28 protein-coding genes and 1 pseudogene are annotated in these 24909 nt (G+C 65.7%); 17 read left to right on the top strand and 12 right to left on the bottom strand.

Annotation, left to right across the window (positions count from 1 at the left end; all coding sequences use genetic code 11):
* Nucleotides 1-94: 94 nt before the first annotated feature.
* From rplU to D8676_RS09005, 3 genes are all read left to right on the top strand, one after another.
* Complete coding sequence (gene rplU / locus D8676_RS09015) at nucleotides 95-820, top strand: 50S ribosomal protein L21 (protein WP_121580550.1); 726 nt, start codon at nucleotides 95-97, stop codon at nucleotides 818-820.
* Nucleotides 821-847: 27 nt separating this feature from the next.
* The gene (gene rpmA / locus D8676_RS09010) at nucleotides 848-1117 is read left to right on the top strand and encodes a 50S ribosomal protein L27 (RefSeq protein ID WP_121580549.1); all 270 of its coding nucleotides are present in this window, start codon (nucleotides 848-850) and stop codon (nucleotides 1115-1117) included.
* 122 nt (nucleotides 1118-1239) lie between these two features.
* Entirely contained in the window at nucleotides 1240-1821 is a 582-nt protein-coding gene (locus D8676_RS09005) for a GNAT family protein (protein WP_121580548.1), read from the top strand.
* A 47-nt stretch (nucleotides 1822-1868) separates the two neighbouring features.
* Here D8676_RS09005 and D8676_RS09000 read toward each other — a convergent pair whose 3' ends face one another.
* Nucleotides 1869-2717 (bottom strand): endonuclease/exonuclease/phosphatase family protein, encoded by an 849-nt coding sequence (locus D8676_RS09000; protein ID WP_121580547.1) that lies wholly within the window; start codon nucleotides 2715-2717, stop codon nucleotides 1869-1871.
* Nucleotides 2718-2845: 128 nt separating this feature from the next.
* On the opposite strand from D8676_RS09000, the gene obgE reads away from it, so the two are divergent.
* The 4 genes from obgE (at nucleotide 2846) to D8676_RS08980 (ending at nucleotide 7068) form a co-directional block, all read left to right on the top strand.
* Entirely contained in the window at nucleotides 2846-3874 is a 1029-nt protein-coding gene (obgE, locus tag D8676_RS08995) for a GTPase ObgE (RefSeq protein WP_121580546.1), read from the top strand.
* Entirely contained in the window at nucleotides 3871-5031 is a 1161-nt protein-coding gene (proB, locus tag D8676_RS08990) for a glutamate 5-kinase (protein WP_121580545.1), read from the top strand. Before obgE ends, proB begins: the two co-directional genes overlap by 4 nt.
* A 3-nt stretch (nucleotides 5032-5034) precedes the next feature.
* Nucleotides 5035-6321 (top strand): glutamate-5-semialdehyde dehydrogenase, encoded by a 1287-nt coding sequence (locus D8676_RS08985; protein WP_121580544.1) that lies wholly within the window; start codon nucleotides 5035-5037, stop codon nucleotides 6319-6321.
* A gap of 162 nt (nucleotides 6322-6483) precedes the next feature.
* Nucleotides 6484-7068: a nicotinate-nucleotide adenylyltransferase gene (locus D8676_RS08980; protein WP_121580543.1), complete on the top strand. Its 585-nt coding sequence runs from the start codon at nucleotides 6484-6486 to the stop codon at nucleotides 7066-7068.
* A gap of 59 nt (nucleotides 7069-7127) precedes the next feature.
* Here D8676_RS08980 and D8676_RS08975 read toward each other — a convergent pair whose 3' ends face one another.
* Both D8676_RS08975 and D8676_RS08970 read right to left on the bottom strand, forming a co-directional pair.
* The gene (locus tag D8676_RS08975; protein WP_121580542.1) at nucleotides 7128-7901 is read right to left on the bottom strand and encodes an MBL fold metallo-hydrolase; all 774 of its coding nucleotides are present in this window, start codon (nucleotides 7899-7901) and stop codon (nucleotides 7128-7130) included.
* Nucleotides 7902-8060: 159 nt separating this feature from the next.
* Nucleotides 8061-9548: a carboxypeptidase M32 gene (locus D8676_RS08970; RefSeq protein WP_121580541.1), complete on the bottom strand. Its 1488-nt coding sequence runs from the start codon at nucleotides 9546-9548 to the stop codon at nucleotides 8061-8063.
* Nucleotides 9549-9771: 223 nt separating this feature from the next.
* On the opposite strand from D8676_RS08970, the pseudogene D8676_RS08965 reads away from it, so the two are divergent.
* A pseudogene (locus D8676_RS08965) lies at nucleotides 9772-10124 on the top strand (DUF1304 domain-containing protein).
* Nucleotides 10125-10167: 43 nt separating this feature from the next.
* Here the strand turns inward: D8676_RS08965 and D8676_RS08960 are convergent.
* The 8 genes from D8676_RS08960 to D8676_RS08925 all read right to left on the bottom strand — a co-directional run bounded on the left by D8676_RS08960 (nucleotide 10168) and on the right by D8676_RS08925 (nucleotide 16905).
* Nucleotides 10168-10587, bottom strand: coding sequence for a hypothetical protein (locus tag D8676_RS08960; RefSeq protein ID WP_121580540.1), 420 nt, complete (start codon nucleotides 10585-10587; stop codon nucleotides 10168-10170).
* Between the two features lie 223 nt (nucleotides 10588-10810).
* Complete coding sequence (locus D8676_RS08955) at nucleotides 10811-11842, bottom strand: peptidoglycan -binding protein (protein WP_121580539.1); 1032 nt, start codon at nucleotides 11840-11842, stop codon at nucleotides 10811-10813.
* Nucleotides 11843-12865, bottom strand: coding sequence for a MotA/TolQ/ExbB proton channel family protein (locus tag D8676_RS08950; protein ID WP_121580538.1), 1023 nt, complete (start codon nucleotides 12863-12865; stop codon nucleotides 11843-11845).
* Nucleotides 12866-12968: 103 nt separating this feature from the next.
* Nucleotides 12969-13658 carry a hemolysin III family protein gene (locus D8676_RS08945; RefSeq protein WP_121580537.1) on the bottom strand — a complete coding sequence of 230 codons (690 nt, stop codon included), beginning with the start codon at nucleotides 13656-13658 and terminating at the stop codon, nucleotides 12969-12971.
* A gap of 103 nt (nucleotides 13659-13761) precedes the next feature.
* Nucleotides 13762-14562, bottom strand: a complete 801-nt coding sequence (locus D8676_RS08940) for an inositol monophosphatase family protein (protein WP_121580536.1) — start codon at nucleotides 14560-14562, stop codon at nucleotides 13762-13764.
* Between the two features lie 33 nt (nucleotides 14563-14595).
* Nucleotides 14596-15162, bottom strand: a complete 567-nt coding sequence (gene efp / locus D8676_RS08935; RefSeq protein WP_121580535.1) for an elongation factor P — start codon at nucleotides 15160-15162, stop codon at nucleotides 14596-14598.
* A 100-nt stretch (nucleotides 15163-15262) separates the two neighbouring features.
* Complete coding sequence (locus D8676_RS08930) at nucleotides 15263-16243, bottom strand: tetratricopeptide repeat protein (RefSeq protein ID WP_121580534.1); 981 nt, start codon at nucleotides 16241-16243, stop codon at nucleotides 15263-15265.
* Nucleotides 16240-16905: a thiamine phosphate synthase gene (locus D8676_RS08925; RefSeq protein WP_121580533.1), complete on the bottom strand. Its 666-nt coding sequence runs from the start codon at nucleotides 16903-16905 to the stop codon at nucleotides 16240-16242. Before D8676_RS08925 ends, D8676_RS08930 begins: the two co-directional genes overlap by 4 nt.
* 179 nt (nucleotides 16906-17084) lie before the next feature.
* Here D8676_RS08925 and D8676_RS08920 point away from each other — a divergent pair, with 179 nt between their 5' ends.
* From D8676_RS08920 to D8676_RS08905, 4 genes are all read left to right on the top strand, one after another.
* On the top strand, nucleotides 17085-17858 hold the full coding sequence (locus D8676_RS08920; RefSeq protein WP_121581059.1) for a sulfite exporter TauE/SafE family protein: 774 nt from the start codon (nucleotides 17085-17087) through the stop codon (nucleotides 17856-17858).
* Between the two features lie 33 nt (nucleotides 17859-17891).
* The gene (locus D8676_RS08915) at nucleotides 17892-19532 is read left to right on the top strand and encodes an acyl-CoA synthetase (RefSeq protein ID WP_121580532.1); all 1641 of its coding nucleotides are present in this window, start codon (nucleotides 17892-17894) and stop codon (nucleotides 19530-19532) included.
* A gap of 208 nt (nucleotides 19533-19740) precedes the next feature.
* On the top strand, nucleotides 19741-20154 hold the full coding sequence (locus tag D8676_RS08910; protein WP_121580531.1) for a hypothetical protein: 414 nt from the start codon (nucleotides 19741-19743) through the stop codon (nucleotides 20152-20154).
* Nucleotides 20155-20516: 362 nt separating this feature from the next.
* Nucleotides 20517-21044: a DUF1465 family protein gene (locus D8676_RS08905; RefSeq protein ID WP_121580530.1), complete on the top strand. Its 528-nt coding sequence runs from the start codon at nucleotides 20517-20519 to the stop codon at nucleotides 21042-21044.
* 72 nt (nucleotides 21045-21116) lie between these two features.
* On the opposite strand, the gene D8676_RS08900 is transcribed toward D8676_RS08905, so the two are convergent.
* The gene (locus tag D8676_RS08900) at nucleotides 21117-21854 is read right to left on the bottom strand and encodes a sulfite exporter TauE/SafE family protein (RefSeq protein ID WP_245426686.1); all 738 of its coding nucleotides are present in this window, start codon (nucleotides 21852-21854) and stop codon (nucleotides 21117-21119) included.
* A 120-nt stretch (nucleotides 21855-21974) separates the two neighbouring features.
* On the opposite strand from D8676_RS08900, the gene ruvC reads away from it, so the two are divergent.
* From ruvC to ruvB, 5 genes are all read left to right on the top strand, one after another.
* Nucleotides 21975-22496: a crossover junction endodeoxyribonuclease RuvC gene (gene ruvC / locus D8676_RS08895; protein ID WP_121580528.1), complete on the top strand. Its 522-nt coding sequence runs from the start codon at nucleotides 21975-21977 to the stop codon at nucleotides 22494-22496.
* Between the two features lie 10 nt (nucleotides 22497-22506).
* Entirely contained in the window at nucleotides 22507-23127 is a 621-nt protein-coding gene (gene ruvA / locus D8676_RS08890; RefSeq protein ID WP_121580527.1) for a Holliday junction branch migration protein RuvA, read from the top strand.
* Nucleotides 23128-23194: 67 nt separating this feature from the next.
* Nucleotides 23195-23476 carry an AbrB/MazE/SpoVT family DNA-binding domain-containing protein gene (locus D8676_RS08885; RefSeq protein ID WP_121580526.1) on the top strand — a complete coding sequence of 94 codons (282 nt, stop codon included), beginning with the start codon at nucleotides 23195-23197 and terminating at the stop codon, nucleotides 23474-23476.
* Nucleotides 23473-23871, top strand: a complete 399-nt coding sequence (locus D8676_RS08880; RefSeq protein WP_121580525.1) for a type II toxin-antitoxin system VapC family toxin — start codon at nucleotides 23473-23475, stop codon at nucleotides 23869-23871. Before D8676_RS08885 ends, D8676_RS08880 begins: the two co-directional genes overlap by 4 nt.
* The gene (gene ruvB, locus D8676_RS08875; RefSeq protein WP_121580524.1) at nucleotides 23868-24908 is read left to right on the top strand and encodes a Holliday junction branch migration DNA helicase RuvB; all 1041 of its coding nucleotides are present in this window, start codon (nucleotides 23868-23870) and stop codon (nucleotides 24906-24908) included. The genes D8676_RS08880 and ruvB overlap by 4 nt, the downstream gene beginning before the upstream one ends.
* The last annotated feature ends 1 nt before the right edge of the window (nucleotide 24909 follow it).

Here is a 24909-nt window from a genome sequence, read left to right as displayed (position 1 = left end):
CCGGTGATGTTTTTGGAACCCGCAGACTGACAAAAAGACGGCCGGAGCGCTTCCGAGCATTCCGCAAGGCCGACCGAACAGCGAAAGGCAAAAAATGTTCGCAGTCATCAAAACGGGCGGCAAGCAGTATCGCGTCGTCGCCAATGATGTGTTGAAGATCGAGAAGGTCGCCGGCGAAGTCGGCGATTTCGTGGAAATCGGCTATGTGCTGGCGCATGGCGAAGGCGACAACGTCACCTTCGGCGCCCCCTTCGTCGACGGCGCTCTGGTGACGGCCGAGGTCGTCGCGCAGGGCCGCGCCGCAACGGTCATCGCTTTCAAGAAGCGTCGCCGCCAGAATTCGAAGCGTCGCCGCGGTCATCGCCAGTACGAGACGACGGTGCGCATCGACGAGATCCTGATCGGTGGCGCGAAGCCTTCGAAGAAGGAAGCCGCCAAGAAGGAAGTCGCCGCGGAAGCGCCGGCGCCGAAGAAGGCCAAGGCTGCGGAAGCCGCTCCCGTCGCCGGGATCGCCGACCTCGAGCCGAAGGCCAAGCCCGCCAAGGCGAAGGCTGCGAAGGCCGAGATCGTCGACGACATCGCGCTGATCGGCGGCATCGGTGAAGTGCTCAAGGAGAAGATGACGGAAGCGGGCTACGGCACGCTCGCCGCGATCTCCAAGCTCAAGAAGGCCGACATCGCCAAGCTCGACGAGGAGCTTTCGCTCGGCGGCCGCATCGAACGCGAGGAATGGGTCGCGCAGGCCAAGGAATTGCTCGCCGGCAAGCCGCCGCGCGCCCAGATCGACAAAGATGCTGCGGCCGCCAAGGAATCAGAGTAAAGAGTTAGCGACTTAAGGAGATAAACCATGGCACACAAGAAAGCTGGCGGTTCGTCGCGCAACGGTCGTGACTCCGAATCCAAGCGCCTTGGCGTGAAGAAGTTCGGCGGCGAAGCCGTTATTCCCGGCAACATCCTCGTGCGTCAGCGCGGTACGACCTGGCATCCCGGCGTCAACGTCGGCATGGGCAAGGATCATACGCTTTTTGCACTCGAGGCCGGAGCCGTTGCGTTCCGAAAGAAAGCCAACGGCCGCACCTACGTGTCGGTAAACCCGACGCAAGAAGCAGCGGAGTAGCCGGTTCCGCACCAAGACACCGGCGCCCCATCTCGGGAACCGGTGTCTGGCAGAGCCAGAAAAGGATCAGGGGAGATGGGCCGCCATCTCCCCTTTTTCTTTTTCACTCTGGAGGGACTGCCATGATTGCCGCCAAGGACGACAGCGAAGACGAGAGTCTGTTCATCGACAGGCCGGAACTGGTGACGAAGAGCCTCGTCATGCGCGCCCCGCGCGACAGCGACATCGCCCAGCTCGTACAGCTCGCCGACAACCGGCACGTCGCGCAGATGCTTGCCCGCATGCCGCATCCCTACGGCGAGGCGGAGGCGCGCACCTTCATCGCCATGTCGCAGGTCAGGCAGCCCGGCGTCAGCTACGCGCTGACGCTGGCCGAAACTGGCACTTTCGTCGGTTGCGCCGGTCTCAACGTGAAGGATCGCGGCCTCGAGCTCGGCTACTGGATCGGCGAGCCCCACTGGAAGCGGGGTTATGCCACCGAGGCAGCCCATGCGCTGGTCGATCTAGCTTTCCGCTCGACGGCGATCTCCGTCCTGCACTGCTCGGTCCGGGTCATCAACCCGGCCTCCCGGCGGGTGATCCACAAATGTGGCTTCCAGTATGCGGGCCAGGGCATGATGAACTCCATCGTTTCCGGCCAGGTGCCGGTCGAGCGCTACCGCCTCGACCGCAAGACCTGGGAAAGCCTGCGGAGCTGGTCATGATTGCAACGGCCGGACGGACGCCTCCGGGCTGCCGCCCGGCCGCCGTGCTAGGCGAGTTCGAACCAGACGGGCAGGTGATCGGAGCCCATTGCCTCGCGGTCGATGCGCACCTTGCCGACCCTCCCGGCGAGGCTCTTCTCGACGAAGGCAAAGTCGATCAGGCAGTTGTCTTGAGGCCTGGCGTCGTCGACCCGGCTGACCGCGCCCTCGGGCAGCCCGTCGCCGAGGGAATATATGTCGACGGGATCGGCGCCTTTCGCGGCGCCATCCCGCTCGCCGACCATCAGCCCGTATTCCGGCGAGCCCCGCTCCATGTTGAAGTCGCCCATCAGCACGAAACCTTCGGGGCGCGGCGGCTCGGGAAAGCCGTATTCTGCCGCGCCGCTGATCACGCCGCCCTCGCCGGCATAGGCGAAGACGCGCTCCTTGAGATGCGCGACCTGCAATATCCGCTCGGCCGCCGAGACATGGTCGAGGTGCACGCAATAGATCCTGATCGGCCCCGACGGCGCCATCACCAGCGCCTCCAGCGCGGCGCGCTGCAGATTGCCGCGCGAAAAGCGCAGCGTGCGCGGCAGCAGGTGGTTGCGCGACGCGACGATCGGATAGCGCGACAGCACCATGTTGCCGAGCTGGAAGCGTTTGTTGAGCGGGCGGCCCTCGCCGTCCACGGCGCCGAAGTCGATATCCATCGCCGGGCCGAAGGCGGTGAAATAGCCGGGCAGCAGCGCGGCCAGTCCCTCCACCATGTCGGCGCCGTCGTTTCTGGCGAAATTCCTGGTCACCTCCTGCAGCGCGATGATGTCGGCGCCGTCGACCGCTCCGGCGATCCGCGCGAGATCGTATTTGTCGTCGCGGCCGACCCCATATTGCGTGTTATAGGTGACGAGCTTCATGGGGCCTCCTGTTTCCCTTACCAGGCCGTTCGCCCGGTAACTGTTCGGAACGCGGGCACTCGCGCTTGCCGGTTCTTTGCGATAGACGAGGCCGCGACGTTGAATAGCAGCAGAACGGTATCGGTCGCATGAAATTCCTCGACCAGGCCAAAGTCCATATCCGATCCGGTGACGGCGGCGCCGGCGCGGTGTCGTTCCGCCGCGAGAAATTCATCGAGTTCGGCGGTCCCGACGGCGGCGACGGCGGGCGCGGCGGCGACGTCTGGGCCGAGACGGTCGACGGGCTGAACACGCTGATCGACTATCGCTACCAGCAGCATTTCAAGGCCAAGACCGGCGTGCACGGCATGGGCCGCAACATGACGGGCGCGCGCGGCGCCGACGTGACGCTGAAAGTGCCTGTCGGGACGCAGATCTACGAGGACGACAACGAGACGCTGATCTGCGACCTGACTGTGGTCGGCCAGCGTTACCGGCTGGCGGCGGGCGGCAATGGCGGCTTCGGCAACCAGCACTTCAAGACCTCGACCAACCAGGCGCCTCGCCGCGCCAATCCCGGCCAGCCCGGCGAGGAGAAGTCGATTTGGCTGCGGCTGAAGCTGATTGCCGACGCCGGGCTTGTCGGCCTGCCCAATGCCGGCAAGTCGACCTTCCTGGCGGCGGTCACGGCGGCCAAACCCAAGATCGCCGACTATCCCTTCACGACGCTCTATCCGGGCCTCGGCGTCGCCCGCATAGACGGGCGCGAATTCGTGCTCGCCGACATTCCCGGCCTCATCGAAGGCGCGCATGAGGGGGTCGGCATCGGCGATCGTTTCCTCGGCCATGTCGAGCGGACGCGCGTGCTGCTTCACCTCGTCTCCGCCCAGGAGGAAAATCCCGGCAAGGTCTACAAGACGGTGCGGCGCGAGCTCGAGGCCTATGGCGGAGGGCTTGCCGAGAAGCCGGAGATCGTCGCGCTCAGCCAGGTCGACACGGTCGACGCCGAAGCCCGCAAGAAGAAGGCGGCTTCGCTCAAGCGCGCCGCGGGCCGCGCGCCCCTCCTGCTTTCCGCCGCCACCCGCGAAGGTGTCGAGGCGGTCCTGCGCGCACTGATGGCCGAGATCGAGGCTGCGAGGCAGGCCGACGGCAAGCCCTCCGCGGAGGTGCGGTCATGAGCGGCAGCTCGCTGCGCAAATACAGGCGCATCACCGTCAAGATCGGCTCGGCGCTGCTGGTCGACCGCGCCACCGGCCTGAAGCGCGAATGGCTGGCCTCGCTGGTCGACGACGTCGCCTCGCTCGTGGCGAACGGCACGGAAGTGCTCGTCGTCTCGTCGGGCGCGATCGCGCTCGGCCGCACCATTCTCGGCCTCGGCCGCCGCACACTGAAGCTCGAGGAGAGCCAGGCCGCCGCCGCCGTCGGCCAGATCGCGCTTGCCGGCGCCTGGTCGGAAGAGCTTCACCGCAAGGGCCTGAAGTCGGGCCAGATCCTGCTGACGCTCGGCGACACCGAGGAGCGCCGCCGCTACCTCAATGCACGCGCCACCATCGGCACGCTGCTCAAGATGGGCGCGGTGCCGATCATCAACGAGAACGACACGGTGGCGACGTCAGAAATCCGCTACGGCGACAACGACCGGCTGGCGGCGCGCGTCGCCACCATGATGGGTGGCGACCTGCTCGTGCTGCTCTCGGACATTGACGGGCTCTATACCGCTCCGCCTGCCCTCGATCCGAAGGCGAAGTTCCTGCCCCTCGTGGACCGCATCACGCCCGAGATCGAGGCGATGGCCGGCGCCGCCGCATCGGAGCTTTCGCGCGGCGGCATGCGCACGAAGCTCGACGCCGGCAAGATCGCCACCACGGCCGGCACGGCGATGATCATCACCTCGGGCGCGCGGCAGAACCCGCTGACGGCGATCGAGCGCGGCGAGCGTTTTACGCTCTTCCATCCCAGCCGCACGCCGGTGAAGGGCTACAAGACCTGGATCGCCGGCCAGCTCGAGCCGGCCGGACGTTTGACGGTCGACGCTGGCGCGGTGCGTGCGCTGTTTCAGGGCAAGTCGCTGCTGCCGGCCGGTGTAAAGCTTGTAAGCGGCAATTTCTCGCGCGGCGACACGGTGGCCGTGCTGTCGCCCGAGGGGCGCGAGATAGCCCGCGGCCTTGTTGCCTATGACGCGGCCGATGCCGTAAGGATCGCCGGGCTGAAGACGGCCGAGATCGATGCCGTGCTGGGCTACGAGGCGCGCTCCGCTATGGTCCATCGCGACGATCTCGCGATGAGCGCCCGCGAGGAAGCGAGCGAGCACGTCGCCGAGGAAGCGAAAGGTTGAGCCATGCTGAAGACGCATGAACAATCCGCCAAGGACACCGCCGCCCTGATGGCCGAAATCGGTCGCAAGGCACGCGCCGCCTCGCGCCCGCTCGCCATCGCTCCAACCGGACAGAAGAACGCCGCGCTCGCGGCGATGGCGGACGCCATCCTGCGCAACGAGAAGACGATCCTCGATGCCAACGCGATCGACGTGGCGAATGGCGAGGAATCAAAACTCTCGCCGGCCATGATGGACCGGCTGAAGCTCGACCCCGCGCGCATCAAGGCGATGGCCGATGGCGTGCGCGAGATCGCCGCGCTTGCCGATCCCATCGGCGAGGTGATCGCCGCATGGCAGCGGCCGAACGGGCTCAACATCGAGCGTGTGCGCACGCCGCTCGGCGTCATCGGCGTCATCTATGAGAGCCGCCCGAACGTCACTGCCGACGCCGGCGCGCTCTGCCTCAAGGCCGGCAATCCGGTCATCCTGCGCGGCGGCTCGGACTCGCTGAATTCCTCCGCCGCCATCCATGCCTGCCTCGTCGAGGGGCTGAAGGCTGCCGGCCTGCCCGAGGATGCGATCCAGCTCGTGCCGGTGACGGACCGCGCCGCCGTCGGCGAGATGCTGTCAGGCCTCTCCGGCAATCTCGACGTCATCATTCCGCGCGGGGGAAAAAGCCTAGTGGCCCGCGTGCAGAACGAGGCGCGTGTGCCAGTGTTCGCGCATCTCGAAGGCATCTGCCATCTCTACATCGACCGGTCCGCCGACCTCGACATGGCGGTGACGATCGCCGTCAACGCCAAGATGCGCCGCACCGGCATCTGCGGAGCGGCCGAGACGCTGCTGGTCGACCGTGCGGTGGCTTCCACCCATCTCGTGCCTATCCTCGAAGCGCTCGACAAGGCCGGCTGCGAGATCCGCGGTTCCGAAGAGGTGCGCGCCGCCTTCCCGAAGGCCAAGCCCGCCACCGACGCCGACTGGACGACCGAATATCTCGACGCCATCATCTCGGCGAAGCTGGTCGATGGCGTCGGCGAGGCGATCGAGCACATCGAGACGCATTCCTCGCACCACACAGAGGGCATCGTCGCGAACGATGCCACGGCCGTCGAGCGCTTCTTCAGCGAGATCGATTCCGCCATCCTGCTCCACAACGCCTCGACGCAGTTCGCCGACGGCGGCGAGTTCGGCATGGGCGCGGAGATTGGCATCGCCACCGGCAAGATGCATGCGCGCGGGCCCGTCGGCATCGAGCAGCTCACCTCGTTCAAGTACCGCGTGCGCGGAACCGGGCAGGTTCGCTCGTGACGCCATCTCATTAGACCGCGCGAGGGCTGGTGATCGACGTTACCCCCCCACAAACGAGACAGCCAATCTCCTCCCTTGTGAGGGAGAGGGCCCGCAGGCCAGAGGGGGGCTAGCACCGTGCTATCCTCTTCCCAACCAGAAGTCCCCGCCCGCTACCTCCGCATGCCGCATGTCGAGAAGGGCCTGGCCGTCGGGCTGTTTGGCGGCTCGTTCAACCCGCCGCATGCCGGCCACGCGCTGGTCGCCGAGATCGCGCTGCGACGGCTGGCGCTCGACCAGCTCTGGTGGATCGTCACGCCGGGCAACCCGCTGAAGTCGAGCAACGGCCGCGCGCCGCTCGCCGAGCGGCTGAGGCTGTCGGAAGAGATCGCCAGGGACCCGCGCATCAAGGTGACGGCCTTCGAGGCTGCCCACAATGTGCGCTATACCGCCGACACGCTGGCGCTGGTGCGCGCCAAAAATCCGGGCGTCGACTTCGTCTGGATCATGGGCGCCGACAATCTCAGGGACTTCCATCGCTGGCAGCGCTGGCGCCAGATCGCCACCACCTTCCCCATCGCCGTGATCGACCGGCCGGGCTCGACGCTGTCCTTCCTGTCGTCGGTCGTGGCGAAGACCTTCGATCATGCCCGCGTCGACGAGGCGGACGCGCCGAGGCTGGCGCGCATGAAGGCGCCGGCCTGGACCTTCATCCATGGCCCGCGCTCGTCACTGTCGTCGAGCGCGATCCGAGCGGCGCAGACCTAGGCAATTCCAGGAAAAGCCGACCCCGTTTTCCGCCCGGAATTGCGGCGATAACGGCTAGCTCATCCGTACCAGTTGCCCTGCACCACCTTGGTGTCGGGCGCCGCTGCCGTCACCTTGCTGGCGAAGGCCTCAGGGTCGCTGCCCTTGTAATGATAGGGATAGACGACGGCAGGCTTGAATTCGGCGACCGCCGAGCTCGCCTGGTCGACGTCCATCGTGAAGGGCAGGTTCATCGGCACGAAGGCGATGTCGATGTCCTTCAGCGCGCGCATCTCGGGGATGTCCTCGGTGTCGCCGGCAATGTAGACGCGGCTGCCGTCGACAGTGAGCACATAGCCGTTGTCGCGCCCCTGCGGATGATATTTCTTCCGGTCCTCGGTGGTGTTGTAGGCGGGAATGGCCTCTATGGCGACGGAGCCGAAGGTCGTGTTCTCGCCATTGCCGATCGCCGAAGCCTTGGCCTTGAGATCGGCCGGCAGCTTCTCCAGGACGGCCGGGTTCACCAGAAGCTTCGTGTCGGCGCTGACGAGTGCCGCCAGCGTCTCGGGATCGAAATGGTCCTGGTGCTCATGGGTGATCAGCACCAGCCCGGCTGCGGGCTGGCCTTCATACAGCGCCTTGCCGCCCACCGGGTCGTTGTAGATCACCAGGCCCGGAACGGTCATCACGAAGCTCGCGTGGCTGACCGGGCTGATCAGGATTTCGCCGCCGTCCGTCTTGTAGCTGTCGCCCTTGCCCTGGGCGCGTGCGGTGAAGGGCATGAAGGTCGTGGCGCCGAGGCCGGCGAATGCCGCCAGCCCGAGTTCAAGCGTATCGCGTCGCGAAAATTGCATGGCGAACCTCCTCGAAATGAACGGCGCGGCCCGGCGAAATGCCGCCGCCGCGTCCCCGACTAGACTAGGCGAATGCCCGGTCGCGGCAAGCGCCTCGCGTGAACGTGAGCATGGCGTGAACGCCGGGGAGCCGTCTCTCTTCCCGTTTTCCGGCTGGCTTCACGCCTTGCCGTAGCGCTGCCTGAGATGCTCGGTGAAGTAGCGGGCGGCAAGCTTCTCGCCGGTCGCGCGTTCGAGCAGTTCGGGCGTCGACCAGCGCGAGCCCAGCGACCAGATCCTTTCGCGACGCCAGTCGTTCACCGCATCGAACCTGCCCTTCGACAGGTCGTCGTCGACCGACGGATGCTCGCGCTTCAGCGCCGCCCATTGCTGCGCGGCCATCATGGCGCCGAGCGTATAGGAGGGGAAATAGCCGAAAGCACCGCCCGGCCAGTGCACGTCCTGCATCGGGCCATCGGCGAAATTGCCAGCGGTCGAGAGGCCTAGATAATCCTGCATCTTGGCATCCCAAGCATCGGGGATGTCGGCGGCCTCCAGCCGGCCGGCGACCAGTTCCTGCTCCAGCTCGTAGCGCAGGATGACGTGCAGCGGATAGGTCACCTCGTCGGCGTCGACGCGGATCAATCCGCGCCCGACATGATGCACATGCGGCAGGATGTCGGATATCGACCAGTCCTCGCCGAGATGTTTTTCGACCACCGGCAGCGACCACACCCAGAAGGAAGGATTGCGGCCGAGCTGCTTTTCGACGAACAGGCTCTGGCTTTCGTGCACGGCCATGCCGCGCGCCCTGCCGAGCGGCCAGTGCGCCCATTCGGACGGAAGATTCTGCTCGTAGAGCGCATGGCCGGTCTCGTGCAGCACGCCCATCAGCGCAGAGAGGAAATCGTCGGTGCGGTAGCGCGTCGTGATGCGCACGTCTGAAGGCACGCCGCCGCAGAAGGGATGATGCGAAACCGACAGGCTGCCATGGGTGAGGTCGAACCCGACCGCCGCCATCATGGCGAGGCCGAGTTCGCGCTGGCGGTCGATCGGATAATTTCCGGAGAGCTGCTTGAGCGGCGTCTTCGCCAGCCGCTCCTCCTGCACTGCAAGCGCCTCGGGCACGAAATCCCCGAGGAAGGCCTTCAGCTCGGCAAAGACCGGCGTGATGTCGGCCGCGCGGTTGCCGGGATCGTACTGGTCCATCAGCGCGTCATAGGGATCGAGCCCGGTCTTTCCGGCGCGCATCGCGGCTTCCTCGCGCACCAGCGCGACGACGCCCTCGAGCGAAGGAAGAAAACCCTGCCAGTCGTTCTTGGCCCTGAGGTCGCGCCAGAGCTGCTCGGAGCGCATGCGGGCCGTGGTCTGCCGCTCGACGAATTCGGCGGGAAGGCAGGCCAGATTCTCGTAGTGGCGGCGGAACTCGCGCACTGCCGCCTGCTGCTCCTCGTTGAGCGGCTCGGCCTGCGCCGTCTCGATCAAGTCGGCGATTTCCGGCTGGGTGGCCTGGCGGTGCAGCATGCCGGCCAGCGAAGCCATCGCCTCGGCGCGCTTCTCGCCGCCGCCGACCGCCATATGCGTCGCCTCGTCGGCGCCGAGGATGGCCAGCGCATGCTCCAGCGCTTCGAGCTTGCGGCCGAGTTCGTCGAGTTTGGCAAAGGACATGGCGATTCCATCGTTTTGGGCTGCTGCGAAAAGACAGCAAGGACGGGACTACGGCAAGTGCGAGATGCTGTCCTCGGAAACCGCCTCCACGGCGGGAGGTCACCGTCCGCCCTCCCTGTACCCGGCACACCAGGTTCCCGCGACAGCGATGGGGAGTATAATTCTTTCGGGCAAGCTAAAACGAGGTCGGATTTATCCGCTGCGAACGCACCCCGGGGGTAAGATGCTCAGCAGTATCCTGATCGCACTCGTCGCAGTGCTGCACGTCGGCTTAATGTATCTGGAGAGATCGCCTGGGATCGGCCGCTTGGCCGAAAGGTGTTCCGCACGACGCCGGAATTCTCCGCGGCGTCGAAGGCGCTCGCCGCCAACCAGGGCCTTTACAACGGCTTCCTCGTCGCCGGTCTGGTGTCGGGATTGTGGCTCGGAGACGCGGGATTTGCCGAGAAGTCCTTCTTCCTCGGATGCGTGATCGTCGCCGGCCTGTTCGGAGCAGCGACCGTCAGTCCCCGCATCGCCTATGTGCAGGCGCTGCCAGCGGCGCTGGCGCTCATCGCCTTGCGGGCGGGCATGTGAGGGCGCCGTCCCGCGCAGGGGCGGCGCCCGACCGGTCCCGCGATCAAACCCTGTTGGTTGCGTCGATGTGGATCGAACGGTTCAACATGGCGACGCGCCGCTGCAGGTCCTTGTAGTTCGCAGCCGGCAGCGCACCGTCATGCAGTCTGGCGACATGCAGCGCGCTGTTGCGGATCGCGTTGGAGCGGTTCTCCAGCTTGCGGTACTCCGCAGCATTCAGGTAGCCACGCCGGTGGTCGATCGCCATGCGCTGGTTCGCGGCGTGCACCTCGTTCATGATGTGCGTGAGGCGCGGCCGATACGTCGGCGCGGCGACGGTCGAAGTTGCGACCGGCTTGATCTGCGCATGCGTCGCTTGCGGCATCGGCGATGCGGGATATTGTCCGCTGGCCGCGAAGGCGCCTGTCAGCGCCGTCGAAACGAAAACTGCGGCCATGGCCGCCTTGACTGCAAAAGAGCGCATGATTGCGTCTCCTCGATGCGCGGAAGCGGCGCGCGCCGCCCCGCATAGGGGCTGTCAGGTCGTGTCGCGTCGCGGCGTTTCGGCCGCCGGCACTTCCCAGCCGCGATGCAAGCTTCGTCCCGTTTCCGGGCGCCGGCAAATTACAAAAAGATAATCCGCAGGCCCGTCCGGCCGCCACAATGGCAGCCACAAAGCCGCCGATTGCGGAGGATTGTGGCGCGGCTCAGCGCTCGGTGAGCTTGAGCTCGATGCGGCGGTTGCTGGCCCGCGCCGCATCCGTGTCGGCGGTGTCGAGCGGCTGGTATTCGCCGAAACCGGCGGCGACGAGCCGGTTGGCCGGCACGCCGTTCTCGATCAGGAATTTCACCACCGAGGTCGCGCGGGCCGAGGAAAGTTCCCAATTGTCGCGGTAACGTCGGTTGCCCGAGACCGGAACGGTGTCGGTATGGCCGTCGACGCGCAGCACCCAGTTGATCTCCGGCGGGATCTCGCGCTGCAGCTCGATGATGGCGTCGGCGAGTTTCTTCATCTCGACGCGGCCAGCCTCGTTGATGACCTCGGAGCCGGACGGGAACAGCACTTCCGACTGGAAGACGAAACGGTCGCCGACGATGCGGATGTTCTCGCGGTCGGAGAGGATCTCGCGCAGCCGGCCGAAGAAGTCGGAGCGGTAGCGGTTGAGCTCCTGCACGCGCTGCGCCAGCGCGACGTTGAGGCGGCGGCCGAGGTCGGCGATCTTGGTGTTGGACTCGCGGTCGCGCGCTTCCGACACGTCGAGCGCCTGTTCCAGCGCGGCGATCTGCTTGCGCAGCGCGGAGATCTGCTGGTTGAGCAGTTCGACCTGGCTGAGCGCCCGCTGGCTGATCTGCCGCTCGGTATCGAGTTCGCCCGTCACGCTGTTGAGGCGTGCATTGGCCTCGGAGTCGGCGCCCGCACCCTGGTCGAGGAGCTGCTGGAGTCGCGAACGCTCGCTCTCGGCCGCCGACAGCGAGGCCTGCAGATTGGCGATGCTGTCCTGGGCGTCCTGGGTGCTGCTCTGCTCCAGCGCCAGCAACTGCGTCAGTTCGTTGATCTGCGAGTTGAGCCTTGCCAGCACCTCGTCGCGCCCGCTGATCTCGCGGCTGAGCAGGAACTGCGCCAGAACGAAGACCGACAGCAGGAACATGATGGCCATCAAGAGCGTCGACAGAGCGTCGACGAAGCCCGGCCAGTAGTCGATGTGGCGATTGCCGCGCCTGGCCCTGGCGAGCGCCATTTAGTTGAGTTCCCGGTTCTTCAACTGGTCGGCGAGACGGTCGAGCGTGCGGCGCATCGCCTTCTGCTCTTCCGACTGCGCCTCGACCCAGTCGCGCATGATCTGCTGCTCGGAGCGCATGTTCTTGACCAGCCCGGAGATGCCGTCGGCGAGGTTGGCCATGGCGGTGGCGACGCGCGGGTTGGAGCCGCCATGCTCCTGCAGGCTGCGCAGCCGTTCCGACAATGCGCGGATCTCGTCAGAGGTCTCGCCCCTGCCGGCGTCGGGAACGACCATGTCGGAAGAGAGGTCGGTGACCGAGGACAGCCAGTTCTCGAGCTCGGTGTAGAAACGCGTCTGCGCGCGGCCCGCCTGCAGGTCGAGGAAGCCGAGCACAAGCGAGCCGGACAGGCCGAAGAGCGAGGCCGAGAAGGCGGTTCCCATGCCGGCCAGCGGTGCGGCAAGACCCGCCTTCAGCGCGTCGAGCACCGCACCGCTGTCGCCGGTGCCGACATCGAGCGACTGGATGGTTTCGCTGATCGAGCCGATGGTCGCGAGCAAGCCCCAGAAGGTGCCGAGCAGGCCGAGGAAGATCAGGAGGCCGGTCAGGTAGCGCAGGATGTCGCGGCTCTCGTCGAGGCGAGTGGCGATCGAATCGAGCATGGTGCGCATCGAGGCGGTCGACAGCGCCATGGTCGAGGAGCGCGACAGGAGCGCCTTCATCGGCGCCAGCAGCACCGGCTCGGTGACTTCGGAGCCGGCGCGGAATGAGTTGATCCAGCGCACTTCGCGGAAGAGCCGCACCGTCTGCTGGAAGGACAAGAGCACGCCAACCACGAAAACGCCGAGGATCAGGCCGTTGAGGCCGGGATTGCTGGCGAAGGCGGAGGATATCTGGCGGGCCAGGATGGCGGCGATGAAGGCGACGATGGCGAGGAACACCAGCATCGACAGGACGAAGACTTGCGGGCTGGACAGCCTGTGCGGGTCGTACTCCATCACGTCGGACGAGCCGACCAAGCCCAAGGACCTCAATATGCCCATTCTCGCCCCGATTCCGTTCCCGGCGATGCCATGTCCGCGACTCTAAGCGGAATTGTGACGAAATTGGAAGACGCTAACGGCCTGCAACCCGACATCGGGCCGTTCAGAAGCGAGCGACGACGAGGCAATCGATGACCGCGGCGCAATGCAGGCCGGCCCCGGTCACCACAAAACCGTGCCACAGAGCATTCTGGAAGCGCAGTCCCCGCCAGACGAAAAACACGACGCCAGCCGAATAGACGACGCCGCCGGCAAGGATCAGCCCGAGCGTCACCGGCGGCAGCGTGTCGAGCAGCGGGCGGATCACGACCATCCCGCTCCAGCCGATGGCGAGATAGAAGACGATTGCAAGCCGGTCGAAGCGGCCGGGCAGGAACAGCTTGATCGCCATGCCGGCGACCGCTGTGCACCAGACCATGGCGATCATCCAGCCTGTCACGGCGGGATCGTCGAGCTGGGCGAGGAAGGGCGTGTAGGTCGCGGCAATGAGCAGATAGATCGCCGCGTGGTCGAAGCGTCGCAGCACCCATTTGGCCGGGGTGAGTGGCCAGAGATTGTAGGCGAGCGAGATCGACAGCGCCGTCAGCAGCGAGACGACATAGAAGATCGCGGCGACATATTCGCCCGGCCCGGCGTGGAAGGCGGACAGCGACAGCAGCGCGGAGCCGGCCGCGATCGCCAGCACGATGCCGACCGCATGGACGACGCCGTCGGCGATGATCTCGGCGCGCGAGTAGTGGAAGCGGCCCCAGAAGGGGACGTCGACACGGGATTCGCCACCGCCGTTATGCATGGCAGACCTGCATGGCCCTCATCTGGGAGCTTGCAGGGCAGGATTGCAAGGTTCGATTGCGGTTTCGTGACCGCGACGCTTCCGCGCGCCGCCGGTAGCCGGGTCAGCGCGCCGGCACCGGCTTCTTCAGCGTCTTCAGCAAGGCGCGATGGATCGCCTCGTTGCCGGCGACGAGGTCGCCGGTGTCGAACATGTCCTGTCCGCCGGCCTTGTCCGACACGAAGCCGCCCGCTTCGCGGATGAGCAGGATGCCGGCGCCGATGTCCCAGGGCGACAGCCCCTGCTCCCAGAAACCGTCCATGCGTCCGGCCGCGACATAGGCGAGGTCGAGCGCCGCCGAGCCGAGGCGGCGTATGCCCGACACCTCGCCCATGACGTTGCGCAGCTCGACCAGGAAGTTGCCGTGATGGCCGCGGCCGAGGTGCGGGACGCCGGTGCCGACGACGGCGTCGGAGAGCTTGCTGCGGCCGGCGACACGCAGGCGGCGGTCGTTGAGGAAGGCGCCGCCGCCGCGCTCGGCGGTGTAGAGCTCGTCCATGGCCGGGTTGTAGACGACGCCGGCGACGAGCTGGCCCTGACGCTCCAGCGCGATGGAGATCGAGAAGATCGGGATGCCGTGCAGGAAGTTGGTGGTGCCGTCGAGCGGATCGACGATCCAGCGGTGCTGGTCGTCTTCGCCGGCCACCTCGCCGCGCTCCTCCATCAGGAAGGCATAGCCCGGACGCGCGCGCGACAGCTCGGCGTGGATGATCTCCTCGGCCTTGCGGTCGGCCTGGCTGACATAGTCGCCGGGACCCTTCAGCGAGACCTGCAGGTTCTGCACCTCGCCGAAATCGCGGGAGAGCGAGCGGCCAGCCTTCATGGCGGCCTGGACCATCACGTTGAGGAGAGCTGAGCGCGCCATGTTTTATCCAGATCTTCCGTTGTCCGTCGGACTTCAGTCCGCGCGGCGGATGTAGGTGAGTTCGTTGGTGTCGACGATGATGCGCTCGCCGGTCGAGATGAAGGGCGGCACCAGCACGCGGATACCGTTCTCGAGGATCGCCGGCTTGTAGGAAGACGCTGCCGTCTGCCCCTTCACCACCGGATCGGCCTCGGTGATCTCGAGCGTCACCTGGTCGGGGAGCGACACGCCGATCGGCGTCTCGTTGTAGAGCTGGACCGTCACCATCATGCCGTCCTGCAGGAAGGCGGAACGGTCGCCGACGAATTCCTTGTTCAGCTCGAGCTGCTCGTAGCTTTCGGTGTCCATGAAGACGAGCTGGTCGCCCTGCTCGTAGAGGAACGAGAAATCCTTGAGGTCGAGCCGTGTCTGCTCGACCTTCTCGTCCGAGCGGAAGCGCTCGTTGAGCTTGGTGCCGTTGACGAGGTTCTTGAGCTCCACCTGGTTGTAGGCGCCGCCCTTGCCCGGCTTCACGGTGTTGGTCTTCACCGCCACCCAGAGCCCGCCGTCATGTTCGATGACGGTGCCGGGACGGATTTCGCTGCCGCTTATCTTGGCCATGCTGGAACTTTCGGAAGGGGATTTGCGCCGGTCGGGCGCTTTTCGGCGCCTCCATGACCATAAAACGCCGGGTGAGGCAAGGGCAGCCCGCCTTGCGCGCCTAGCGCAGCCGGTTGGCGCGGCTCAACGCCTGCTTCTGCTCCTCGTCGGTCAGGCCGCGCAGGAAATCCTCCATCTCGGGATCGGTGAGCCCGGCGCGGCGGGCGACAAAATACCAGGCGGCGGCGTCTATCGCGTTTGGCTCGGTGCCGATGCCGCCCATGTAGAGCTTGGCGAGCCTGTTCTGCGCGGCGACATTGCCGGCATGGGCGGCGCGCGACATCCAGTCGAAGCCGGCCTTGAGGTCGCGCGGGCCGCCGCGGCCGTCGACCAGCCATGTGGCGAGATCGAGCTGAGCGGTATCGAAATTCTGCCGGGCGGCAAGCAGAAGCCAGCGCCGCGCCTCGACCTCGTCGCGTTTCTTGCCGCCAGCGCCGTTGGCATAGATCTGCGACATCGCATACTGCGCGTCGGCGACGCCGGCGTCGGCGGCACGCTGGTAGTAGGTCACCGCCTTGGTCATGCCGGCATTGCCGGGTTCGCGCTGGACGAGAAGCTGCGCGAAATTGAACTGCGCCAGCCGGTTGCCGGCCTCGGCGGCGGCCTGCATCAGCGCATAGGCGCCCTGCGGGTCCTTCTTCACGAAGCGGCCGTCGAGCAGCATCAGCGCATACTGGAACTGCGCCGCCGGCACGCCCTGCTCGGCCGCCAGCCGGTACCACTTCGCGGCCTTGGCCTCGTCGCGGGCGACGCCGAGCCCCCGCGACAGGATTTCTGCAACCAGCGTCTGCGCGGCGGAGTCACCCGCTTCCGCACGCGGCAGGGCAAGGTTGAGCGCCGTCATGTAGAGGCCGCGCTGGAAGGCGCCGTATGCCGCGTCTGCCGGCGGGCCGCCGAAACGCTCCTGGTCGATGCCGCCGACGCTCTCGGCGCCCTTGGTGTCGGTCTCCTGTTCGGCCGGCGCGTTCTTGTCCTGCGCATGCACCGCGCCTGCGGCAAGCAGCGCGGCGACAACCGAAAGGACGAGTCGCGCCGCCGTCATTCGGCCGGCTCGAAGCGCGGCGCGCTAGCATCGAGGATCGCATTGGCGCGCGCCACCGCCGCCTTCGGATCGACGCCCTCGCCGAAGACAGCCGCCGACAGTGCGACGAAATCCGCGCCCGTCGCGGCCACCGTCTCCACTGTGGTGATGTCGGAGCCAGCCATCACGATCCCCGGTATCTCCACCATTTCCGCCCACCAACTGCCGAGCGAGAGGTTGCGCTGATGCGGTTCCGGCTTGGTGTCGTAGCCGAACCGCCCGAAGAACACGTAGTCGGGACGCTCCTCGCCGAGTTCCAGCGCATCGTCGCGGGTTTTCACGCCGCCGGCGCCGACCGCCATCCTGGACTGAAAACTCTCGACCGCCTCGGCGAGCGATGCCTTGCCGCCTTCGATATGGATGCCGTCGGCCTTGACGCGGCCGGCGATGCGCGTGTCGTCGACAATGAGCGCTGCGATGCCGGCCGCCTGCGCGATCGGCACGATGCGCTCGGCGAAGGCCTGGTAGGAAGCTTCGTCCATGCCGTTGGCCGGCAGGATGATCGAGGCGACATCGCCGCCGGCGATCGCTGCGGTGAATTTCACCGAAAAGCCGTCGGCGCTCTCGCCGGCAGGCGAGATCAGCACGATGCGGCAGCGATTCGGCGGGGTCTGTTCGTTCATGCCATGTCTTCCAATTGTCCGGCTATGCCGGGCGAGTTTGGTTGGAATGCGGCATAGACGAAGCCCGGCCGCTTGAACAGCAGGCGGATTTTCCCGCTTGCGCACAATCCGGTCGCATGACGGGCGATTTCAGGCTATTCAACGCGTCCTTCCTGTCGCACGCCCGCCGCATCCCTTCCATGTACGAACTTCTCGCAAATCCCTGGTTCTACGCGGCTGCTCTGCCGGCCGTGCTTCTTGCAGGCCTGTCCAAGGGTGGCTTTGGCGGCTCCATGGGCTTCATCGGCGTGCCTTTGATGGCGCTTGTCATCAACCCGATCCAGGCAGCGGCGATCATGCTGCCGGTCCTCGTCATCATGGACATGGTGTCTCTGTGGACCTGGCGCGGCGTCTATAGCCGCACCACGCTTGCCATCATGCTGCCGGGTTCGCTGGTCGGCATCGGCATAGGTTGGTTCACCGCCACGATGGTGACCGCCGACATGGTGCGCTTCATCGTCGGCGCCATAGCCGTCATCTTCGTCGGCCGCTGGCTTTATCAGCTCGCCCGCCACGGCTCGAACCATGCGGCCAAGCCAAACCGCACCGCGGGATCCTTCTGGGGGCTTGTTTCAGGCTTCACCAGCTTCGTCGCCCATGTCGGCGGCCCGCCCTTCCAGGTCTACGCACTGCCGCTCAGGATGGACCCCAAGGTGTTCACCGGCACCAGCGTCGTCTTCTTTGCCATCCTCAACGCGATCAAGCTGGTGCCGTATTTCCTGCTTGGCCAGTTCGACTCGACCAACCTCGCCGCCTCGGCAGTGCTGATGCCCGCGGCGCCCCTCGGCACGCTGGCCGGCGCGTGGCTGGTCAGGCGCATGCGGCCAGAGATCTTTTATCCATTTACCTATTGCACGGTCGCCGTCATCGCGGTGAAGCTGATTTACGACGGCGTGCTCGACGTGCTCAATTGAGGGCCGGCACGCAAAGCGTATGGGCGAATAGACATGACCAATCCCTATGAACAGGATCTCGACCGGCAGCCGGCGAATTTCCAGCCGCTGACGCCGATTACCCTTCTCGAACGCGCGGCCATGACCTACCCGGATCATCTCGCCATCGTGCATGGCAGCCAGCGCATCAGCTACCGCGACTTCTGGCGCCGCTCTCTGCGGCTGGCCTCGGCGCTGGCACAGCGCGGCATCGGCAAGGGCGACACGGTGACCGTCATGCTGTCCAACACGCCGCCCATGCTGGAGGCACATTTCGGCGTGCCCATGGTGAAGGCGGTGCTGCATTCGGTGAACACGCGGCTCGACGCGGCGGTGATCGCCTTCCAGCTCGACCATGCCGAGGCCAAGGTCGTCATCGTCGACCGCGAGTTTTCAGGCGTCATGAAGGAAGCACTGGCGCTCGCCAAGGCCAGGCCGCTGGTGATCGACTATGACGATCCCGAATACCCGGCCGACGCGCCGCATCCCAAGGGCGAGCGGATCGGCTCGCTCGACTACGAGGAGTTCGTCGCCGGCGGCGACCCGGATTTCGCATGGTCGATGCCGGATGACGAATGGGACGCGCTGTCGCTGAATTACACGTCGGGCACCACGGGGAACCCCAAGGGCGTCGTCTACCATCATCGCGGCGCGACGCTGATGACCTACGCCAACACCATCCACGCCAGCATGTCCAAGCATTGCGTCTATCTGTGGACGCTGCCCATGTTCCACTGCAACGGCTGGTGCTTTCCGTGGACGCTGGCGCTGCAGGCCGGCACGCATGTCTGCCTGCGCTGGGTCAGGCCGAAACCGATCTACGACGCCATCGCCGACCATGGCGTCACCCATCTCTGCGGCGCGCCGATCGTCATGTCGACGCTGATCAACGCCAGGCCCGACGACAAGCGCGAGTTCCCGCAGACGGTCATCTTCAACACCGCCGCCGCGCCGCCGCCGGAGGCGGTGCTCGCCGGCATGGCCGATGCAGGTTTTTCCGTGACCCATCTCTACGGCCTGACCGAGACCTACGGTCCAGCCACCGTCAATGAATGGCATGGCGAATGGGACAGTCTCGACCGTGGCGGGCGCTCGGCGAAGAAGGCGCGGCAGGGCGTGCGTTATGCGCCGCTCGAGGGCCTCACCGTGATGAACCCCGAGACGATGCGGGAAACGCCAGCCGACGGCGAGACGATCGGCGAGGTGATGTTCCGCGGCAATATCGTCATGAAAGGCTATCTCAAGAACAGGAAGGCGACCGACGAGGCTTTCGCCGGCGGCTGGTTCCATTCGGGCGACCTCGGCGTCATGCATCCGGACGGCTACATCCAGCTCAAGGACCGCTCCAAGGACATCATCATCTCGGGCGGCGAGAACATCTCCTCCATCGAGGTCGAGGACGCGCTCTACAAGCACGCGGCGGTGGCCTCCTGCGGGGTGGTGGCGCGCATCGACGACAAATGGGGCGAGGTGCCGGTCGCCTATGTCGAGTTGAAGCCGGGCGTGGCCGCGACCGAGGAGGAGATCATCGTGCATTGCCGCTCGCTGCTGGCGCGCTTCAAAGTGCCCAAGGCGGTGATCTTCGCCGAGATCCCGAAGACGTCGACCGGCAAGATCCAGAAGTTCAAGCTGCGCGAGATGGCCAGGATCGGCTGAGCCTGCCGGGCAACCGGCTCCGGCCCCCCTGCGGGCGGCAACTTGCCCGACATCCACAGGCAAGCCTCGGCGCCTATCATGGGCGGCGGGTAGGAGTCGCGTATCATCGAGGAATCTTGGGCCAGTGACGGCGACATGCTCCTGAAACGAGCCGGTCGCAAAAACGGCGGCGAATTCAGGCACCGATCCATTCCACGGGAGGAACCCAATGCAAGGCGTAGCACGCAATTTTTTCACCATGGCCGTCATCTACGCGCTCGTCGGGATGACGCTCGGTCTGTCGATGGCGATGTCGCAGAATCACGAGCAATTGCCGACGCATGCGCACATCATGGTTCTGGGCTGGCTGATGTCCGCGGTGTTCGCCTTCTTCTACCATCTCGTGCCAGCCGCTCGAAATTCGAAGCTCGCCACCATCCATTTCTGGCTGGCCGCCGTCAGCAGCGTCGGCATGGTGGTCGGGCTCTACATACTCTACGGCGGCAATCCTTCGATCGAGCCTGTACTCGGCATCTCCGCAATGGCCTATTTCGCGGCGACGGTGCTGTTCGCCTTCATCGCGCTGCGCGCGCTCTGGAGCAGCGAGACAGCCGAGACGGCGGGCCAGACCGCAACGCGCTGACGCGGATTTTTTCGTGCATTTCCGGCGGGCCGTTAACCGCCGGTTAAGCTTTACGGGCGTTTACTGTGTGCATCCAGTGATCTGGATTCTTACCGAGTGGCTGGAGCCACTTCGTTTGACGCCTCCCTGTTAAACTCCTGAGAGCCGCTATCCGCGGCTCTTTTTTTTGTGCCTGCGACCATCGCGGCTTCCGGGACGACGAGCCCCGTCAAGATCGTCCGTTAACCTTTTATTAAACATACGCTTGCGTTGCTGGGAATCGAAGCGCATTTTCAATGCACTCGCCGTAGGGGTTGCGGAAAAGCGGCGGGACGGCTGCTATGGACAAGCCGAATCCGCGAACGAGTTCAGGGGCGTATGGAATGAGCGAGCCGTCTACGGACAGCAAGACGATCAAGCTCGCGGAGCGGCGTGTCTTCTCGCAGTCTTTCAAGCCCCTTTACAATGAGGGCATGACGCTGGTCGAGCACGCGGCCGAGTATCTCGACGGCGAGGGCCGCGTCGAAGCGAAGAAGCTGTCGCGCCTGGCCGCCACGCTCTACGCGGCAGAATCGATGCGGCTGACGACGCGGCTGATGCAGATCGCCTCGTGGCTGCTGCTGCAGCGCGCCGCCAATTCCGGCGAGATGAGCCGCGACCAGGTGGCGACGGAGAAGGCCAAGGTGCGCCTCGACACGGCCTCGGCGCATGCCGATGCGACCGGCTGGGCCGAACTGCCGAAACCTTTTGTCGACCTGGTCAACCGCTCGCTCAGCCTGCAGGCGCTGGTGCGCCGCATGGACGACGAGATCTACGGCAAGAACACGGTCGTTCCGATGTCGGGCGCCCGCAGCCCGAACCCCGTCTCCGACCAGATCACGCTCCTGAACACCGCCTTCGCGCGCGGCTGATCCCATATCGCGATCACCGTTCGGCTTCCGCGAACCGGAGCCGGGCGTCGATGCTCGTCCGTGCCGGCATGGCTACAAAACGGGCAGCGCAAGCAAGGCCGAAAGCACGATCAGCGCAAAGGTGACGCGCCGATAGGTCTGTTCCGACGCAAGGCCGTGCAACCTCGCTCCGACGAGCAGTGCCCCGAAAAAGAACGGTATCGTGGCGATGCCGACGCCGACGACGTCGGGCTTGAGAAGGCCGGCAGCCCAGAAGGTGACGATTGCCAGGAAGTCGCCCAGCAGGAAGAGCGACAGGAGATTGGCGCGTATGACGGTCGTGGAGAGGTTCGAAGCCATCCAGTAGAGGATGGCCGGCGGCCCGGGAATGGACGCTATGCCGGACAGCAGGCCGGCGACGCCGCCGACGCCGAACGATATGGGCAGGCCGCGCGGCCCGCGATAGCGCCAGCCGGTCCACAGCACTGCGGCGCAGGCGAGGATCGCGATGCAGATGATCCAGCGCAGCAGGTCGGCGTCACTTTGGCTCAGCACATAGGCCCCGGCAGGCAGGAACACCGCCATCCCAACCGTCACCGGCAGCACCTCGCGCCATCGGGCAAGCGGCAGCGCCGGAATGGTGATCGGGATGGTGGGAAACGTTTCGAGGATTGCCACCATCGGCACCGCCACCTGCGGCCCGTAGATTGCCGCGGCCACCGGGGCGATGATCATGCCGCTGCCGAAGCCGGACATGCCGCGCGCCACGCCGGCGACGACGACGGTGGCGACCAGTGCAAGGAACGGCCCGTCGAATGCCGGAAAATCCACGCCCATCTCAAGTTGCGCCCCTCGGCCGGCTCCCATCGGAAGCCCCTGATTTCTGTGGGATGTTTCTGATTTGTTCACATTGTGCTGTCAATGGTGCTGGCCCGTACCTAGAGTGGGACCATGGCTCAGGCGATTCGCATCATCGGCATCGACCCCGGACTGAGACGCACCGGCTGGGGCGTCGTGGAAACGCTCGGCAACTCCTTGCGCTTCGTCGCTGCCGGCACCGTGAAATCCGACGACAAGGCGACGCTCGCCGTGCGGCTCAGGCAACTGCATGACGGGCTGCGCGAGGTGATGGAGAACCAGGCGCCGGCCGAAGCCGCCGTCGAGCAAACCTTCGTCAACAAGGATGCGGTGGCGACGCTGAAGCTCGGCCAGGCGCGCGGCATCGCCATGCTGGTGCCGGCGCTCGCCGGGCTGGACGTCGCCGAATATGCGCCGAACGCGGTCAAGAAGGCGGTGATCGGCGTCGGCCACGGCGAGAAGCAGCAGATCCACATGATGGTGAAGGTGCTGATGCCGAAGGCTTCGTTCGACAGCGAGCATGCGGCCGACGCGCTGGCGATCGCTATCTGCCATGCGCACCACATGCAGAGCCCGGCGGCGCGGCTGGCCCGGGCGGTTGCGGCAGTGGCTTGAGGGCGGCGATATGATCGGCAAGCTGAAGGGTACGCTCGACGAGATCGGCGAGGACCATTGCACGGTCGACGTGCACGGCGTCGGCTATGTAGCGCATTGCTCCACCCGCACGCTGGCGCAATTGCCGTCCCCCGGGGAGGCGGTGACGCTCTTCATCGAGACCTATGTGCGTGAGGACATGATCCGCCTTTACGGGTTCCAGTCGGCGCTCGAGCGCGAGTGGTTCCGTCTCCTGATGAACAATGTGCAGGGCGTTGGCGCCAAGGTGGCGCTGGCGGTGCTTTCGACGCTGTCGCCGCCCGACCTCGCCAATGCGATCGCGCTGCGCGACATCGCCACCGTCAGCCGCGCGCCTGGCGTCGGCAAGAAGGTTGCGGAACGCGTCGTCACCGAACTGAAGAACAAGGCGCCGGCCTATGCCGGAACCGCCTCGGGCACGATCGGGCTGAAGCAGGAGCTCGGCGAAGGCGTCGCGCCGGCGCCGGTGGCGGACGCCGTCTCGGCGCTCGTCAATCTCGGCTACTCGCGCGACATCGCCGCCAACGCCGTCGCCGCGGCAATGAAATCGGCCGGGGAAGGCGCGGATTCGCCCAAGCTGATCCGGCTCGGGCTGAAGGAGCTGGCGCGGTAGCCCGCAACAATTTGCAGTTATCCCTGCATTCTTCTACTATGTAAGGAGATATAGGGTTATCCTTACCATGGGCATAGAAGCAAGAATTTCGAGCAAGGGCCAGACGACGATCCCCGCGGAAGTCCGGGAGAAGCTTGGGCTTCATACGGGCGACCGCATCGCCTTTATCGAGATGAATCAGGGCTATCTCATCGTTCCGCGTAATCGCCCGGTGGACATATTGTTCGGTGCGCTGGCTGATTATGCGATACCGGGAACAACGAACGAGGACTACGACCGCGCCATCGGCGAAGGCGTCAGTGACCATGTCGAAGGCGGAAAGAAAAACCGGGGTGGGGCGGGCACTTGATCGGGCTCGATACCAATATTCTGCTGCGCGCGACCTTGAACGACGATCCGGAGCAGTCCAAGGCGGCGCAGCGGCTATTGAAGAGCCTCAGGCGCGACGAGCCCGGATTCGTCAATCTGCCGGTCCTGATGGAGTTTTTCTGGGTCTTGCGGTCGCGATATAAACTTCCTCAGGCGAGGCTTGCGGCAGTTATGCGTGACCTTCTTGGCGTCGAATATATCGAGTTCGAAGCGCTGGAGGTGGTTGGCAAGGCCCTGGCGACCTATGAGGCAGGAACTGCGGATTTCGCCGATATGATCATCGCCTTGCGAAACCGCGAACTCGGAGCTGTCCGCACTTTCACATTCGATGGAGGCGCGGCGAAATCTGCGCCCGGCATGGAGCTTCTCTCGTGAGCCTCGCCCCCCGTTTCGTCTCCCCGGAAAAGCGCGGCGAGGATGTCGACCAGACGCTGCGGCCGCAATCGCTCGACGAGTTCATCGGCCAGGCGGCGGCGCGCGCCAACCTGAAGATCTTCATCGAGGCGGCGAAAGGCCGGGGCGAGGCGCTCGACCATGTGCTCTTCGTCGGGCCGCCTGGCCTCGGCAAGACAACGCTGGCGCAGATCATGGCGCGCGAACTCGGCGTCAACTTCCGCTCGACCTCCGGGCCGGTCATCGCCAAGGCCGGCGATCTCGCGGCGCTGCTCACCAATCTCGAGGAGCGCGACGTCCTTTTCATCGACGAGATCCACCGGCTGAATCCCGCCGTCGAGGAGATCCTCTACCCGGCGATGGAGGACTACCAGCTAGACCTGATCATCGGCGAGGGGCCGGCGGCGCGCTCCGTCAAGATCGATCTCGCGAAATTCACGCTGGTCGCCGCGACCACGCGGCTCGGCCTGCTCACCAACCCGCTGCGCGACCGGTTCGGCATTCCGGTCAGGCTGAACTTCTACACGGTCGAGGAACTGGAGCAGATCGTCAGGCGCGGCGCGCGCATCCTCGGCCTGCCGCTCGGCGACGACGGCGCCGTCGAGATCGCCCGCCGCGCGCGCGGCACGCCGCGCATCGCCGGCCGGCTGCTGCGCCGCGTGCGCGACTTCGCCTCGGTCGCCGGCGTCGACCATGTGACGCGCAAGGTGGCCGACGAGGCGCTGCTCAGGCTCGAGGTCGATGCGCTCGGCCTCGACCAGCTCGACCGGCGCTATCTCTCGATGATCGCGATGAATTTCGGCGGCGGTCCGGTCGGCATCGAGACGATTGCGGCGGGCCTGTCGGAGCCGCGCGACGCCATCGAGGACATCATAGAACCCTATCTCATCCAGCAGGGTTTCATCCAGCGCACACCGCGCGGCCGGGTGCTGACGGCCAACGCATGGCGGCATCTGGGGCTGGAAGCGCCGAAGGACCTGGCGCAACAGCAGATCAATCTTTTCCAGGAAGAGAGCTGAA

It is taken from the genome of Mesorhizobium sp. YM1C-6-2 (assembly GCF_003666685.1).
In the GTDB taxonomy this organism is placed as follows: Bacteria; Pseudomonadota; Alphaproteobacteria; order Rhizobiales; family Rhizobiaceae; genus Mesorhizobium_K.
This window is presented reverse-complemented; position numbering and strand designations above follow the sequence as displayed.

What these genes read in the sequence shown, in the direction of transcription:
- D8676_RS09005 (WP_121580548.1), top strand. Translation starts at nt 1,240, where the DNA reads ATGATTGCCGCCAAGGACGACAGCGAAGACGAGAGTCTGTTCATCGAC.
- rpmA (WP_121580549.1), top strand. Translation starts at nt 848, where the DNA reads ATGGCACACAAGAAAGCTGGCGGTTCGTCGCGCAACGGTCGTGACTCC.
- D8676_RS08945 (WP_121580537.1), bottom strand. Translation starts at nt 13,658, where the DNA reads ATGCATAACGGCGGTGGCGAATCCCGTGTCGACGTCCCCTTCTGGGGC.
- efp (WP_121580535.1), bottom strand. Translation starts at nt 15,162, where the DNA reads ATGGCCAAGATAAGCGGCAGCGAAATCCGTCCCGGCACCGTCATCGAA.
- D8676_RS08910 (WP_121580531.1), top strand. Translation starts at nt 19,741, where the DNA reads ATGCAAGGCGTAGCACGCAATTTTTTCACCATGGCCGTCATCTACGCG.
- ruvC (WP_121580528.1), top strand. Translation starts at nt 21,975, where the DNA reads ATGGCTCAGGCGATTCGCATCATCGGCATCGACCCCGGACTGAGACGC.
- proB (WP_121580545.1), top strand. Translation starts at nt 3,871, where the DNA reads ATGAGCGGCAGCTCGCTGCGCAAATACAGGCGCATCACCGTCAAGATC.
- D8676_RS08955 (WP_121580539.1), bottom strand. Translation starts at nt 11,842, where the DNA reads ATGGCGCTCGCCAGGGCCAGGCGCGGCAATCGCCACATCGACTACTGG.
- D8676_RS08940 (WP_121580536.1), bottom strand. Translation starts at nt 14,562, where the DNA reads ATGGCGCGCTCAGCTCTCCTCAACGTGATGGTCCAGGCCGCCATGAAG.
- D8676_RS08960 (WP_121580540.1), bottom strand. Translation starts at nt 10,587, where the DNA reads ATGCGCTCTTTTGCAGTCAAGGCGGCCATGGCCGCAGTTTTCGTTTCG.
- D8676_RS08885 (WP_121580526.1), top strand. Translation starts at nt 23,195, where the DNA reads ATGGGCATAGAAGCAAGAATTTCGAGCAAGGGCCAGACGACGATCCCC.
- obgE (WP_121580546.1), top strand. Translation starts at nt 2,846, where the DNA reads ATGAAATTCCTCGACCAGGCCAAAGTCCATATCCGATCCGGTGACGGC.
- D8676_RS08975 (WP_121580542.1), bottom strand. Translation starts at nt 7,901, where the DNA reads ATGCAATTTTCGCGACGCGATACGCTTGAACTCGGGCTGGCGGCATTC.
- D8676_RS08980 (WP_121580543.1), top strand. Translation starts at nt 6,484, where the DNA reads ATGCCGCATGTCGAGAAGGGCCTGGCCGTCGGGCTGTTTGGCGGCTCG.
- ruvA (WP_121580527.1), top strand. Translation starts at nt 22,507, where the DNA reads ATGATCGGCAAGCTGAAGGGTACGCTCGACGAGATCGGCGAGGACCAT.
- D8676_RS09000 (WP_121580547.1), bottom strand. Translation starts at nt 2,717, where the DNA reads ATGAAGCTCGTCACCTATAACACGCAATATGGGGTCGGCCGCGACGAC.
- D8676_RS08985 (WP_121580544.1), top strand. Translation starts at nt 5,035, where the DNA reads ATGCTGAAGACGCATGAACAATCCGCCAAGGACACCGCCGCCCTGATG.
- D8676_RS08925 (WP_121580533.1), bottom strand. Translation starts at nt 16,905, where the DNA reads ATGAACGAACAGACCCCGCCGAATCGCTGCCGCATCGTGCTGATCTCG.
- D8676_RS08915 (WP_121580532.1), top strand. Translation starts at nt 17,892, where the DNA reads ATGACCAATCCCTATGAACAGGATCTCGACCGGCAGCCGGCGAATTTC.
- D8676_RS08970 (WP_121580541.1), bottom strand. Translation starts at nt 9,548, where the DNA reads ATGTCCTTTGCCAAACTCGACGAACTCGGCCGCAAGCTCGAAGCGCTG.
- D8676_RS08920 (WP_121581059.1), top strand. Translation starts at nt 17,085, where the DNA reads ATGTACGAACTTCTCGCAAATCCCTGGTTCTACGCGGCTGCTCTGCCG.
- D8676_RS08905 (WP_121580530.1), top strand. Translation starts at nt 20,517, where the DNA reads ATGAGCGAGCCGTCTACGGACAGCAAGACGATCAAGCTCGCGGAGCGG.
- D8676_RS08950 (WP_121580538.1), bottom strand. Translation starts at nt 12,865, where the DNA reads ATGGGCATATTGAGGTCCTTGGGCTTGGTCGGCTCGTCCGACGTGATG.
- D8676_RS08930 (WP_121580534.1), bottom strand. Translation starts at nt 16,243, where the DNA reads ATGACGGCGGCGCGACTCGTCCTTTCGGTTGTCGCCGCGCTGCTTGCC.
- rplU (WP_121580550.1), top strand. Translation starts at nt 95, where the DNA reads ATGTTCGCAGTCATCAAAACGGGCGGCAAGCAGTATCGCGTCGTCGCC.